At 59.9% G+C, this 12,703-nt stretch carries 13 protein-coding genes and 1 tRNA gene; 6 read left to right on the top strand and 8 right to left on the bottom strand.

Features of this window, described 5'->3' with window-relative positions; translation table 11 throughout:
- The first annotated feature begins 165 nt into the window (after positions 1-165).
- Both HX898_RS26115 and serA read left to right on the top strand, forming a co-directional pair.
- Positions 166-1,344, top strand: a complete 1,179-nt coding sequence (locus HX898_RS26115) for a phosphoserine transaminase (protein WP_180196185.1) — start codon at positions 166-168, stop codon at positions 1,342-1,344.
- Positions 1,345-1,427: 83 nt separating this feature from the next.
- Positions 1,428-3,023, top strand: coding sequence for a phosphoglycerate dehydrogenase (serA, locus tag HX898_RS26120; protein ID WP_180196186.1), 1,596 nt, complete (start codon positions 1,428-1,430; stop codon positions 3,021-3,023).
- A 91-nt stretch (positions 3,024-3,114) separates the two neighbouring features.
- Here serA and HX898_RS26125 read toward each other — a convergent pair whose 3' ends face one another.
- A complete protein-coding gene (locus HX898_RS26125; protein WP_011653392.1) occupies positions 3,115-3,381 on the bottom strand; it encodes a hypothetical protein in 267 nt (88 codons plus the stop codon).
- Between the two features lie 164 nt (positions 3,382-3,545).
- On the opposite strand from HX898_RS26125, the gene HX898_RS26130 reads away from it, so the two are divergent.
- The 3 genes from HX898_RS26130 to HX898_RS26140 all read left to right on the top strand — a co-directional run bounded on the left by HX898_RS26130 (position 3,546) and on the right by HX898_RS26140 (position 7,558).
- Entirely contained in the window at positions 3,546-5,699 is a 2,154-nt protein-coding gene (locus HX898_RS26130) for a bifunctional diguanylate cyclase/phosphodiesterase (RefSeq protein WP_180196187.1), read from the top strand.
- Positions 5,700-6,146: 447 nt separating this feature from the next.
- Positions 6,147-7,346, top strand: a complete 1,200-nt coding sequence (gene mnmA / locus HX898_RS26135; protein WP_138390901.1) for a tRNA 2-thiouridine(34) synthase MnmA — start codon at positions 6,147-6,149, stop codon at positions 7,344-7,346.
- A 135-nt stretch (positions 7,347-7,481) separates the two neighbouring features.
- Positions 7,482-7,558: transfer RNA gene (locus HX898_RS26140), tRNA-Met, on the top strand.
- Here the strand turns inward: HX898_RS26140 and HX898_RS26145 are convergent.
- The 6 genes from HX898_RS26145 to HX898_RS26170 form a co-directional block, all read right to left on the bottom strand.
- Entirely contained in the window at positions 7,515-9,116 is a 1,602-nt protein-coding gene (locus HX898_RS26145) for a recombinase family protein (protein ID WP_180196239.1), read from the bottom strand. The two genes, HX898_RS26140 and HX898_RS26145, sit on opposite strands and share 44 nt — an antisense overlap.
- A gap of 128 nt (positions 9,117-9,244) precedes the next feature.
- The gene (locus tag HX898_RS26150; RefSeq protein WP_180196188.1) at positions 9,245-9,907 is read right to left on the bottom strand and encodes a hypothetical protein; all 663 of its coding nucleotides are present in this window, start codon (positions 9,905-9,907) and stop codon (positions 9,245-9,247) included.
- Entirely contained in the window at positions 9,900-10,169 is a 270-nt protein-coding gene (locus HX898_RS26155; RefSeq protein WP_180196189.1) for a hypothetical protein, read from the bottom strand. Before HX898_RS26155 ends, HX898_RS26150 begins: the two co-directional genes overlap by 8 nt.
- Entirely contained in the window at positions 10,166-10,474 is a 309-nt protein-coding gene (locus HX898_RS26160) for a hypothetical protein (RefSeq protein WP_180196190.1), read from the bottom strand. The genes HX898_RS26155 and HX898_RS26160 overlap by 4 nt, the downstream gene beginning before the upstream one ends.
- Positions 10,475-10,529: 55 nt before the next feature.
- Positions 10,530-10,859, bottom strand: a complete 330-nt coding sequence (locus tag HX898_RS26165; protein ID WP_180196191.1) for a hypothetical protein — start codon at positions 10,857-10,859, stop codon at positions 10,530-10,532.
- Positions 10,860-10,925: 66 nt separating this feature from the next.
- The gene (locus HX898_RS26170; protein ID WP_180196132.1) at positions 10,926-11,108 is read right to left on the bottom strand and encodes a hypothetical protein; all 183 of its coding nucleotides are present in this window, start codon (positions 11,106-11,108) and stop codon (positions 10,926-10,928) included.
- Positions 11,109-11,220: 112 nt separating this feature from the next.
- Here HX898_RS26170 and HX898_RS26175 point away from each other — a divergent pair, with 112 nt between their 5' ends.
- Positions 11,221-11,745, top strand: a complete 525-nt coding sequence (locus HX898_RS26175) for a hypothetical protein (protein ID WP_180196192.1) — start codon at positions 11,221-11,223, stop codon at positions 11,743-11,745.
- A gap of 129 nt (positions 11,746-11,874) precedes the next feature.
- Here HX898_RS26175 and HX898_RS26180 read toward each other — a convergent pair whose 3' ends face one another.
- Positions 11,875-12,675 carry a helix-turn-helix transcriptional regulator gene (locus HX898_RS26180; protein WP_180196193.1) on the bottom strand — a complete coding sequence of 267 codons (801 nt, stop codon included), beginning with the start codon at positions 12,673-12,675 and terminating at the stop codon, positions 11,875-11,877.
- Positions 12,676-12,703 lie beyond the last annotated feature (28 nt).

Below are 12,703 nucleotides of genomic sequence, written 5' to 3' on the forward strand. Positions count from 1 at the left end.
GCCGCCCCCAACCGGGCGGCTTTTCGTATTGCGGCCCTACCGCCCTGCGTCAAAATATGTTCCGCCCGCGACACTTCGATCTTGACTATGACGCGCCGGATCCATACACACGGCGGCGGGACACCCTTCCCCAACGAAGGGCTTTCTATCTGAGAGGATAGCATCATGGCGAAGACCGCAAAGCCGGACATCCGTCCGCACAATACCCATTTTTCTTCTGGCCCCTGCTCGAAGCGCCCCGGTTGGTCGCTCGAAGCCCTTTCCGACGCGGCCCTTGGCCGTTCGCACCGCGCGAAGGTCGGCAAGGCCAAGCTCAAGCAGGCCATCGACCTTACCCGTGAAATTCTCGAAGTGCCGGCGGATTACCGCATCGGCATCGTTCCGGCGTCCGACACCGGCGCCGTCGAAATGGCGCTCTGGTCGCTGCTTGGCGAACGTGGCGTCGATATGCTCGCCTGGGAAAGCTTCGGCGCCGGCTGGGTCACCGATGTCGTCAAGCAGCTGAAGCTCAAGGATGTGCGCAAGCTCGAAGCCGGCTACGGCGAGCTTCCCGATCTCTCCGCCGTCGATTTCGACCGTGATGTCGTCTTCACCTGGAACGGCACCACCTCGGGCGTGCGCGTGCCGAACGCCGCTTTCATCCCGGCCGACCGCAAGGGCCTGACGATCTGCGACGCCACCTCGGCCGCTTTCGCACAGGAACTCGATTTCGCCAAGCTCGACGTCGTTACCTTCTCCTGGCAGAAGGTTCTGGGCGGGGAGGGCGCACACGGCGTCATCATTCTTTCGCCGCGCGCCGTCGAGCGTCTGGTCACCTACACGCCGGCCTGGCCGCTGCCGAAGATCTTCCGCATGACCTCGGGCGGCAAGCTGACGGAAGGCATCTTCCAGGGTGAGACGATCAACACGCCGTCGATGCTCTGCGTTGAGGACTATATCGATGCGCTTGTCTGGGCCAAGGGGCTCGGCGGCCTCAAGGGGCTGATCGCGCGTGCCGACGCCAATGCCAAGGTCATCCACGATTTCGTCGCGGCGAACGACTGGATCGCCAATCTCGCCGTCAAGGCGGAAACGGCCTCCAACACCTCCGTCTGCCTGAAGATCGTCGACAAGGACATCGCAACCCTTGACGACGACGGCCAGGCGAATTTCGCCAAGGGCCTGGTCGGCCTCCTGGAAAAAGAAGGTGTCGCTTATGACGTCGGCCACTACCGCGACGCGCCGTCCGGCCTGCGCATCTGGGCCGGCGCCACGATCGAGGCATCCGACATGCAGAAGCTAATGCCCTGGCTTTCCTGGGCCTTCGAAACGCAGAAGGCGCAGCTTAATCAGGCCGCCGCCTGAGGTGATCGCATTCGGCTCCGCCATAGGGCGGAGCCTAGCATTCTTGATTCATTCATCGCTGAACACTTTTGAAGGAGGCCCTCATGGCACCTCGCGTTCTCGTATCCGACGAATTGTCGGAAACCGCCGTCCAGATCTTCCGCGACCGCGGCGTCGAAGTCGATTTCGAACCGCAGCTCGGCAAGGACAAAGACCGTCTGCTCGAAGTCATCGGCAAGTATGATGGCCTGGCCATCCGCTCCGCCACCAAGGTGACGGAAAAGATTATCGAGGGGGCGACGAACCTCAAGGTCGTCGGCCGTGCCGGCATCGGCGTCGACAATGTCGATATCCCGGCCGCCTCGCGCCGCGGCATCATCGTGATGAACACGCCCTTCGGTAACTCGATCACGACGGCCGAACACGCGATCGCACTGATGTTCGCCGTCGCCCGCCAGCTTCCGGCAGCCGATACCTCGACGCAGGCCGGCAAGTGGGAGAAGTCGAAATTCATGGGCGTCGAGATCACCGGCAAGACGCTCGGCGTCATCGGCGCCGGCAATATCGGTTCGATCGTCTGCGCCCGGGCCATCGGCCTGAAGATGCACGTCGTCGCCTACGATCCGTTCCTCTCCAAGGAGCGCGCCGAAGAGATGGGCGTCACCAAGGTCGAGCTGGAAGAGCTTTTCGCCCGCGCCGACTTCATCACGCTGCATGTGCCGATGACCGACAAGACGCGCGGCATCCTCAACAAGGAAGCGCTGGCAAAGACTAAGCCCGGCGTGCGCATTATCAACTGCGCCCGCGGCGGCCTGGTCGATGAGGCAGCGCTTGCCGAGGCCATCAAGTCGGGCCATGTCGCGGGTGCAGCCTTCGACGTGTTCGAGGTCGAGCCCGCCAAGGAAAGCCCGCTCTTCGGCCTGCCGAACGTCGTCTGCACGCCGCATCTCGGCGCCTCGACGACCGAGGCTCAGGAGAACGTCGCTTTGCAGGTGGCCGAACAGATGGCGGATTACCTCGTCAATGGTGCGGTCTCCAACGCCATCAACATGCCGTCGATCACGGCTGAGGAAGCGCCGATCCTGAAGCCCTTCATCCGTCTTGCCGACGTTCTCGGCGCCTTCGTCGGCCAGGTCACCGAAGAGCCGATCAAGGAAATCGAAATCCTCTATGACGGCATCACCGCCAACATGAATACGCGGGCGCTGACGAGCGCTGTGCTCGCCGGCCTCATCCGTCCGCAGGTCGCCGACGTCAACATGGTTTCGGCGCCGATCATGGTCAAGGAAAAGGGTGTCGTGCTTTCCGAGGTCAAGCGCGACAAAACCGGTGTCTTCGACGGCTATATCAAGCTGACGGTGACGACGGAAAGCATGACGCGCTCGGTTGCCGGCACGGTGTTTTCGGATGGCAAGCCGCGCTTCATCCAGATCAAGGGCATCAACCTCGATGCCGATGTCGGCTCGCACATGATCTATATCACCAATACCGACGTCCCCGGCATGATCGGCTTTATCGGCACGACGCTTGGTGCTGCCGGCGTCAACATCGCCAACTTCCAGCTCGGCCGTGACAAGCAGGGCGGCGACGCCATCGCGCTGCTCTATGTCGACGGCAAGGTTGATGACGCCGTACTTGCTGAGTTGACCGCCCACCAGGCGGTTCGCCAGGCAAAGCCGCTGACCTTCAATATCGACTGAGTTTCCTTCTCTGGAATCTCGATCAAGGAAGAACGAAAAACCCGGCGCGGGAAACGGCGCCGGGTTTTTTCCGTGTCAGGAACCAGTGAATTTAGTGGTGCCGGCGTTTCCGACGAAGGATTTTGCCGAAACGGGCGACATCGTCTTCAGCCTTGGTGCGGTGGAGGAAGGCGAGCCTGCTGCCGTCGAGACCCTGGAAGAATTCGTCCCAGGAAATCTCTTCCTGCGTTTCAGAGGAAAAATCGACGCGGACGGTTTCGCTGTCCGGTGCGTTCTTGATCCGGGCGGGATGGCCGCCGCGCTCCTCGATCCAGTGTCTGATCCTGCTGTAATCCGTCGTCGTGCCGAACCTGCCCATGAAACCCTCCTCAGCAATTCGATTGCGACTTCGATGCCCAAGAACGCACGATCGAGGGAATTGTTCCACGGTGCCTCAAATATTTTATCGAGGACCGAGATCGCGATGGCAAACCGCCGTTTTTGCACATTCTGAAGGCGAAAGCCTAAAGTTTAACCCTGAGTATGATTCTGATTTTATTTAACTTTTCCCAGTATATCCGTGTCATCGGCATCAACCGCACGCGAATTTCGATGGCCCCCTTGCAGAAGCCCGAGCAGACCGAAGCACCGAACGACGACTTCCGGTCATTGTTTGCAACGCATCCGTCGCCGATGTGGGTCTATGATCCGATATCGCTGCGCTTTCTCATCGTCAACGAGGCGGCAGCAGCACTTTACGGCTATGGGGCGGACGAGTACCGGCGCATGACGGTTCTGGATATCCGTCCCGAGCATGAGCGGGAGCGGATGATCGACGCCGTCAGCGGCCGTACCGACATGGAAAAGGCGGAACGCTGGGTTCACCTCAAGGCGAGCGGCGAGACCTTCGAAGTGCTGACCTATGGCCGAGAAGTGCGTTTCGAGGACCGGGCCGCAATCCTGGCGATCGTGCAGGATCGCAGCGAGGTCAACGCCGCCAGACGCCAGATGAGCGATACGCGCTCGCTTCTCGACAGCATCGTCGACAACCTGCCGGTCGGCGTCTTCGTCAAGGACATGGAAGCGGACGGGCTTTACGTTCTCTTCAACGAGGCCTGCGGCGACATCGTCGGCATGAAGGCGGAGGACGTGGTCGGCCGAACCGACCGGGCGCTGTTTCCCCCCAGTCAGACAGACGCCTTTCGCGAGCAGGATCGCCGGGCCTTCGAAGCCAATGCGACGATCAGCTTTGAGGAGACGATGCTGCGCGCCGATGGGGCGCCGCGCCTCTTGCGCACCGTCAAACGCGCCCTGCCGACGCCCGAGGGCCATGCCCCGCGTTATCTGCTCGGCATCTCGCAGGACGTGACGGAGGAGCGGACCGTCGAGGCAAAGCTTGCCCATCTCGCCATGCACGATTCGCTCACCGGCCTGCCGAACCGGGCGGCGTTTTCCAGGCACATCAACCAGCGGGCGGTCGAGGCGACCGCCGACAGCCCGATCGCGCTGCTTTATATCGATGTCGATCATTTCAAGCATATCAACGACAGCAAGGGACATGCCGCCGGCGATGCGCTGCTTTGCCAAGTGTCGGAGCGGCTGCTTCAGCTGGCGGAGGAGGGCGATCTCGTCGCCCGTCTCGGCGGCGACGAATTCGCCGTCGTGCTGGAACTCGACGAGCCGGAACGGGCCGGCCGTTTTGCGCAGCGGCTGCTCAAGGCGCTGAGCCATGCCTTCGATCTCGACGGCGCCCGGGAGCATGTCACCTGCAGTATCGGCATCGCCTTGGCGCCCGACCATGCCGGCGACGCGGATGTGTTGATGCGGCATGCGGATCTGGCGCTCTATGCCGCCAAGGAGAGCGGACGCTCGACCTATCGTTTCTACGAGACGGAGATGCGGCTTGCCGCTGAACGCCGGCACGTGATGACCGCCGAGCTGTGGGAAGCGCTGGAGAAGCGCCAGTTCGAGCTGCATTACCAGCCGATCGTGCAGCTCGACAATGACGGCATCGCTGGCTTCGAAGCGCTGATCCGCTGGCGCCATCCTAAGCGCGGTCTGGTGGCGCCGATGGAATTCATTCCGCTCGCCGAGGAAACCGGCCTTATCGTGCCGATCGGCGACTGGGTGATCCGGGAAGCTTGCCGCGCGGCCGCCGGCTGGCCCGCCCATCTGAGGATCGCCGTCAATCTCTCCGTCAGCCAGTTTCGGCATGCGAGCCTGCTTTCGACCGTGGTCGCGGCGCTCGACGAGACGGGCCTCAATGCCGACCGGCTTGAAATCGAAATCACCGAATCCGTATTCCTGACCGACGCCGACCAAAGCTTGCCGCGGCTGCGCGCATTGAAGGAGCTCGGCCTCCGCATCGCCATCGACGATTTCGGCACCGGTTATTCGTCGCTGAGCTATCTCCGATCCTTCCCCTTCGACAAGATCAAGCTCGACCGCAGCTTCGTTTCGGGCATCGAGACGGATGCGGGCAATCTCGCCATCGTGCGTGCCGTCGTTGGCATCGGCTCCGGCTTCAACGCGACGACGCTGGCCGAAGGGATCGAGACGGAAGAGCAGTTGCAGAAGCTGCGTGCCGAAGGTTTCAGTGAGGTGCAGGGCTATCTGATCGGCCGGCCGATGCCGCAGCACGAGGCAGAGGCGTTGATCCACGGCCGCGCGCTGAAGGCCGCTTCGTCACGCAGATAGAGTCGCTTAAGCGACAGCTGGCAGTGGCGTCCAGGGAAAGGTATTCGCCGGATGCCATCAAGCATTCGTCATTTTGAGAAAGCCGGCAGAAGCGGCATAATTGTCGTGGGCTGGAAAGGAGGATGTCTATGAAACGCTATTCATTATCGATGATCGGACTGGCGCTCGTAACCGCCATTATCGCCAATCCGGGCATCGCATTCGCCTGCAACAAGCTGATCGGCACTTGAGCCGCACCCCCCGCTCCAAGGCGCGGCTTCGGCTGCGCCTTCTCTTCAGGCGGGAATGCGAAATATCGGCGCCCGAAGGCTGCCCCTTGCGCCCAAGGACAATCCTTTCTATATCGGTGCCTCATCGAGAGACGGCGGCCGATCCCGCCGGAGATCAGCAATCCGCCGCAATTGCAGCGCAAGGGCGGATCGTGACTGCGCAGAATTGGCACCATCGTTGAACACACTGGATTTTGACAAGAAGCCGGAAGAGACCCGCGTCGTCGTCGCCATGTCGGGCGGCGTCGATTCATCCGTCGTCGCCGGCCTTCTCAAACAGCAGGGTTATGATGTGCTCGGCATCACGCTGCAGCTTTACGATCATGGCGCCGCCGTTCACCGCGCGGGCTCCTGTTGCGCCGGCCAGGATATCGACGACGCGCGCCGCGTCTGCGAAACGCTCGGCATTCCGCATTACGTGCTCGATTACGAAAAGCGCTTTCGTGAGACGGTGATCAACCCATTCGCCGAAAGCTATGTGGCGGGCGAAACGCCGATCCCTTGCGTTTCCTGCAACCAGACCGTCAAATTCGCCGATCTTCTGGCGACCGCCAAGGAGCTTGGCGCCGATGCGCTGGCGACCGGCCATTATATCCGCTCGGGACGGAATCCTTCGCCGGACAATCCCGGCCGCCGCGCGCTTTTCCGCCCGGCCGATGCCGACCGCGACCAAAGCTATTTCCTCTTCGCCACGACGCAGGAACAGATCGATTATCTCCGCTTTCCCCTGGGCGGCCTGCCGAAGGCCGAGACCCGCAGGCTCGCCGAAGAGATGGGCCTCGTCGTTGCCAAGAAGGCCGACAGCCAAGACATCTGCTTCGTGCCGCAGGGCAAATATTCCGACGTCATCACCAAGCTGAAGCCGAATGCGGCGCTCGCCGGCGAGATCGTCCATCTTGATGGGCGCGTGCTCGGCACCCATGAGGGCATCCTGCATTTCACGATCGGCCAGCGCCGCGGCATCGGCATCGCCACCGGCGAGCCGCTCTACGTCGTCTTTCTCGATGCTCGCTCGCGCCGGGTCATCGTCGGGCCAAAAGAGGCGCTGGAAACGCACCGCGTCTACCTGCGTGACGTCAACTGGCTGGGTGACGAGACGCTTGCGGAAGCCGCCGCCGGCAAGGGCTTTGCCTGTTACGCCAAGGTCCGCTCGACAAGGGCGCCGGCGCCCGCCGTCCTGCATATCGATGCAACAGGCACCTATGTCGACCTGACGGTCGGCGAGGCGGGTATCGCGCCCGGCCAGGCCTGCGCGCTTTATTCCGCGCCCGGCGACAACGCCCGCGTCTTCGGCGGCGGTTTCATCGAACGCTCCGAGCGTGAACCTTCGGCGGAAGCCTGCCTGAAGGCCCTTTTGGCCAGCCCCGTCGCCGCCTGAAACCGATCGGAAACAGGAGGCGGTAAAGCCCACCCTTTTTCTCGATCATGCGCTTGACACAAAGCCGAAGCGCACCTTATAAGCCGCTCATCCCACGAACCGGCATCGCTTCGCGAGCGGGTGTCGTTGACCAGTGGCGGAGTAGCTCAGTAGGTCAGAGCAGAGGAATCATAATCCTTGTGTCGGGGGTTCAAATCCCTCCTCCGCTACCACTACAACAGCCGACAGTTCCGGTCCGGCTATTCCTGACAGCAAACCCTTGATTTCATACTCGTATGCCTCGCCTGGCGCGCGCGGATAGACAACAACGCCCGAAACCACCTCACGAAAAGCTTTCGCCATCTCCGGCGTAGGCTCCGCCTGTCGATCCTTCAGGATCTCAGCCAGGCTTTCAATATCTTCCCTGAACTTGATTACTGCCCTCGGCTTGATCTCGATAACGTTCGTCAGCGGCTCTTCCGCCGCCAGTTCCGCTTTTAGGCGAGACCTTTCCGCCTTCAGCCCGGGGAGGATCGCCAGGACATCGTCCTCATCGATGGTTCCTTTCGAAACTTGCTCGACGATCCTCGTTATCTGTCCCTGCACGTCTACCAGCGCTGTTTCCTTCGCACCGCGGCTATTCCGCCGGTCCATGGCAATCCGCTTGCTCTCGGCTCTGTATTCCTCGACATACGCGTCAATGATCGACGTGTCGGCGAACATCGTCCGCAGCCGGTCAATCACATCGCGCTCTATCTTTTCGACATAGTAGCGGGCGTTGTTTGAACAGCTTCCAGATTCCTTGTGGGTGCTGCAGACCACGCGCGGCCCGCTTCGATCGGCGCCAGTGATGACGAGGCTGCCGTCGCATTCACTGCATCTTAAAAGTCCGGATAACAGGCGCTTGTTCTTCTGAACATGCTTGGCATGTGCGCCACCTCTCGATTCCTTACGGTACTTGACCTCCTCGAGTAGCTGCTCGTCGATGATGCGGAGGTGTGGCGCATCGATCGCCTCAATGGCATCATCGGCGTTCACGCGCGAAATGCGGCGACCGGTCGAGGGGTCTTTCACCATGTGGACGCGGTTCCAGACGATCTTGCCGGCATACAGCGGGTTTCGAAGGATGCCGTTCCCCCGCTGACCGTTCCCGTTGATGGTCGATGCGTTCCATTGCTTTCCGCGCGGCGCCGGAATGCCGGCTGCGTTTAAGGCGGCGGCGATCGAGCGCGGCGAGCTGCCGGCGGCATACATGTCGTAGATCCGACGCACGACTTCGGCTTCGGCCTCGACGATTTCGAGCTCGCCCTTTCTTCCGTTCACCGGCCGGTATCCGTAGGCCTTTCCGCCAGCGTTGCGCCCTGAGCGAACTACACCCATCATGCCACGCTTCACCTTGCGGGCGCCTTCCTCGCGCTGCATCTGTCCGACGATGCCGTACATGCCGATCTGAACGGTATCCATGAGGCCGCCGTTGACGCATTGCATTTCGATGTTGCGGAACTTCAGAACCTTATGGACATGCGCCAGGTCGGCAATATCGCGCGATACGCGGTCCGTGGATTCGGTGATGAGAATTTCGAAGTCGCCGCGCTCGGCGGCAGTCATCATATCCGCAAGGCCGGGCCGTCCGAACATCGATGCGCCAGATTTGGCCCGGTCGGAATATTCATTGCCGACGCTGGCGTCCAGCCGCGCCGCGTACTCACGGCACAGCCTGAATTGATCCTCGACCGACTTGTCGTTTTGCAAATCGGTCGAGTAGCGAGCGTAGATCACCGCGCGTTTCATTGTTTTGTGGCCTGCTTTTCCTCTGAGAGGTTCTCATTAGCGGGCTTTGGTGGGACTGCGTCAAGCCGCGCGCGCCTCCTGGCGAGCGACTTGACCAGTTCTATGAGGGGGCTTTCTGCCGCCATCGGCTAGTTCCCCCCACTATCCACAGGCTCTGGCTCTTCGCCGAGCAGCGACCGGAGAAAGACCCGCAATGCGTGTTCGCTGCCGATCGTGCAGTTGGCGATGCTGTCGAAGACGTTTTCGTCGCGCAGTGCGATTTCTGCTTTCGCTCGGATGTCGTCGAGTGAACGGCACGGCTCTTTCAGCATTGCCGTCTCAGCGTCTTCCTTCGCTTGCCAGAGCTCGTCGTGGTCGCTCCGAGCATCCTGCGCCAACTCGTTGCTAAACTTCGTGTCGGCCTCGCGCCAGGCCTGAATGGCCTGTGTGATCGAAGGACTCGGCTGGCCGCTTGAAGTCGCGCTGCCCGCGACTATGCGAGCGACGGTCATCGCATAATCGTTGACCGCCGACATAAATCCGAGCACCAGGCCCTTCGGTACCTGCTTCTGAATCATCTCAAGCGTGATGCAGCCAAGCAGGGTGGCGTTCCCGTTGGTGGGATGCTTGCCGATGTATTTCAGGAATTCTTCTGCGACCTGGCGGCCGGTATCGCAGTCGTGCGTATAATTGTTTGGCTCGGAATACGGGCCGGCTGCCGTCACGTTCCAATGATCTACACCACCGCCTTCCGCTTTGGACTTCAGCCGCATGAAAGAAAGGTCGATCGCATGGTGCGGGGACTTAAGCATTGGCGCGCTCCTCCAGTTCTCGCCGAGACACGTAGGAGCCTGGAACGTCAAAGTGGTTGATGCCCTTGGCAAGATGCGCGACATGGAAATGCGCGATGTTGACAAGGCTGCTGACGCGATCAAGCGGGATATTTCGCGCCCCATCAGGAAGCCTGTAGTCGACGTCCTCGACCAGCAGGTTGCGGATAGTATCTAGAAGCCGTTCAAGGTCGGTAAGCTCATAAACTAGGTCGTTCGGCTCAAGGGTTTCATTCGTCTTCATCGGATCGTCTCCCCTTCGCCGGCGGCATAAAATGCATCTCGGACCCGCTGCGCCCGGAAGGAGACGTCGTTCCAGGCAAAGCTCAGTGTTTCAAGCTGGTGTTTGGTCAGCATGATCATCAGCGCGTCGTTGCCTCTGGTTTCCATTGGGACCAGTTGATCGTCGAGAAGGTCGCCGAGGATGTCGGCCATATGGTTGAGGCAGCAAATCTCGTGCTCGAGGTCTCTGAAGGCGCCGATGATCTGGGCGTCTGTAGGCAGTACTTTCGGCATAGCTTCGCCAGCGGCCGTTTTCGTGTGCGGCATGATGGTATCTCCAGTGATGTTTGGGAGATCGGCGCGAATTTGCGCCGGTCGCTGGTTAGTTGCAGTTCCGGAAGTTGCGGACCGCGGTCTTTAGACGGCGGCGCGCGTTGGCCTCGTTCTTCTTGGCGTAGACGAGGTTCTGATAGGCGGCGTTCGTGTTACTCATCATCGCTTTCCACTCGTCGCTGTCGCGATCGACGCGGGCGAGCCCGTGCGTTGACTTCCAGTCGGCGTAGGCCTCGCGGAGCAGCTGCTTCTTGGTGCTCGCGTTCGCTTCGTAGGCGTCGAGTTCAAGCGCGCTGTCTGCCACGGCCACCATCAGGTGGATTTTACGGGCGGTAAGAGCGATTGAAGACGCCGCACTTCTTGTGCTATGACTTCCCATGTCCAAATCTCCAAAGGTGTGGACGTTGATTTCCGCTTCCAGGCGGTAGTCTTTCGAATTCGGCGATCATCGAGGTTCCAGCCTCGTTAGGTCGCCGTTTTCATTTTCCAGCCCGAGTCTGATCAAGTGACGAACCGCTTCGGCTCGCGTGCCGATCCGATTGGTGAACCGGTATGTGTCGATCTCGTCTACCAAACTCGGTTCCGCCATCAGGGGGATACGCTGGTCTTTGTGCTCCTTATCCTTCACCGCTTTCTCCTGCCCATGTTGAATAAGTTGCACAACATAATTATTAAGGTTAATTCGCTTACGTCGCAAGCGAAAAGTTGTGCAAGTTATTCAAGGTGTGTAAAACACCGATATGGCTAGAAAAAAGAACCCCGACGCTGAACTCAAAGACCAGCGAATCCCGATCATGATGTCGCCGTCTGAGCTAGAAAGAATCGACGATTGGAGCTTTAAGCGTCGCATACGATCGAGAGGCGAGGCAATTCGTCGACTTTGCCAACTGGGGCTGCGAGCTGATGTAACGATCGATAGGCTGCTGCCAGCGATAGTCAGCGCGTCTGAGGCACACGAGGCAACCAAGCGTCGAGTCTTGGAGGCTCTTGACAAGGCTGATAGCACTGACGAAGCTAAGGCGCTGTTTCGAAGGGAGCTTGTTTCCCGCCTAACCCAACAAGTCAAAATACTGGCGACTCTGACGCCGTTGCTGGTGCAGGCAAGGACCCTCCCCGATAAGGGAGAGGTGCACGAATACGCGAAATACCTTGAGGACGTGGAACGATTTTTCTCCCACGAAGACGACACGGTCGTAATGACGAAATTGCTTGAGTTTCTCGGCAATTCGCTTCCAGAAATCCCAAAAGACGAACCACAGGAATAAACTTGTGGTTCGGGTTTTAGGCCAGCGCCTGAAGGCTGCTGTATGGGCAGGGTTTTGACAGTGGGTGGTTCCATGGGTGCCCTCTCGATCTAAGAGGGCACTCTAGTGCGTGAAATTTCACGCGTCAAATCATTTGTATGAAATATCACGCATAGCCGGGCTTATTGGCAAATCACGGGAAACGCGAACAACAACGCCGAGTATCTCGGTTGAGTTAGGGTGGTTGAAATACACGTTCGGCAAAAGCGCGCTCTCTCGCTCCGTCGCATATGAGTCGAAAGTGATTGGGGCAAACTCTTCCCCGCCGCGGCTGATAAGGGATATTATGTCCTTGCTTATTGAGACCTGCCGTATGCTGATTTCCTCGATCGAGGGCGATGAGAGGTGTTGTTTTGCGAGGACGATCAGACCAGATGAAAGGGGGATTTCCTCGTCATCCGATGGGCGTGCAACCGTCACGATATCGCCCTTTACGATATTAATTTCTCGCATAGAGTTGTCGCCCACGCGGCAAAGCTCTACCCGCCAATCGGCTATTCGCGGATCGCGGTATCCGACATGGCTTGCAGTTGCTAAATCCTCGTCAGCCGGCGCGGCCGAGAAATCCGCAAAGAAAACACCCTTCGCTGGCCTGAACACTCCTGTCTCTGCAACCATCGGATCCGGATCAATGAACGTGTCCATCCACCAAAGGTGACGATGAGGCCCGTTTCGATGAGGATCTGCCGTGGCCCCGGTGAGATAGTCGAGAGTGCACTCCAAAGGCCCGGTCAGCTTCTCCAGTGTATCGATTCTCGGGTGGCTAGCGCGCCGAGTAACGATATCGCGGACGGCTGACCTTCCCAAGCCCGCCTCAAGTGCGACCGACGATGGATTTTTGCCCAGCTCATGCATGCGGGCCATGATTCTGCTTGCGACATCTTCTTTCATTCCCGAAATATCCCTCATTTCGCGATTG

The organism is Rhizobium sp. WYCCWR 11128 (assembly GCF_013416305.1).
In the GTDB taxonomy this organism is placed as follows: domain Bacteria; phylum Pseudomonadota; class Alphaproteobacteria; order Rhizobiales; family Rhizobiaceae; genus Rhizobium; species Rhizobium indicum.

What these genes read in the sequence shown, in the direction of transcription:
- serA (WP_180196186.1), top strand. Translation starts at nt 1,428, where the DNA reads ATGGCACCTCGCGTTCTCGTATCCGACGAATTGTCGGAAACCGCCGTC.
- HX898_RS26160 (WP_180196190.1), bottom strand. Translation starts at nt 10,474, where the DNA reads ATGCCGCACACGAAAACGGCCGCTGGCGAAGCTATGCCGAAAGTACTG.
- HX898_RS26130 (WP_180196187.1), top strand. Translation starts at nt 3,546, where the DNA reads ATGATTCTGATTTTATTTAACTTTTCCCAGTATATCCGTGTCATCGGC.
- HX898_RS26115 (WP_180196185.1), top strand. Translation starts at nt 166, where the DNA reads ATGGCGAAGACCGCAAAGCCGGACATCCGTCCGCACAATACCCATTTT.
- HX898_RS26165 (WP_180196191.1), bottom strand. Translation starts at nt 10,859, where the DNA reads ATGGGAAGTCATAGCACAAGAAGTGCGGCGTCTTCAATCGCTCTTACC.
- HX898_RS26175 (WP_180196192.1), top strand. Translation starts at nt 11,221, where the DNA reads ATGGCTAGAAAAAAGAACCCCGACGCTGAACTCAAAGACCAGCGAATC.
- HX898_RS26150 (WP_180196188.1), bottom strand. Translation starts at nt 9,907, where the DNA reads ATGCTTAAGTCCCCGCACCATGCGATCGACCTTTCTTTCATGCGGCTG.
- HX898_RS26125 (WP_011653392.1), bottom strand. Translation starts at nt 3,381, where the DNA reads ATGGGCAGGTTCGGCACGACGACGGATTACAGCAGGATCAGACACTGG.
- HX898_RS26180 (WP_180196193.1), bottom strand. Translation starts at nt 12,675, where the DNA reads ATGAAAGAAGATGTCGCAAGCAGAATCATGGCCCGCATGCATGAGCTG.
- HX898_RS26145 (WP_180196239.1), bottom strand. Translation starts at nt 9,116, where the DNA reads ATGAAACGCGCGGTGATCTACGCTCGCTACTCGACCGATTTGCAAAAC.
- HX898_RS26155 (WP_180196189.1), bottom strand. Translation starts at nt 10,169, where the DNA reads ATGAAGACGAATGAAACCCTTGAGCCGAACGACCTAGTTTATGAGCTT.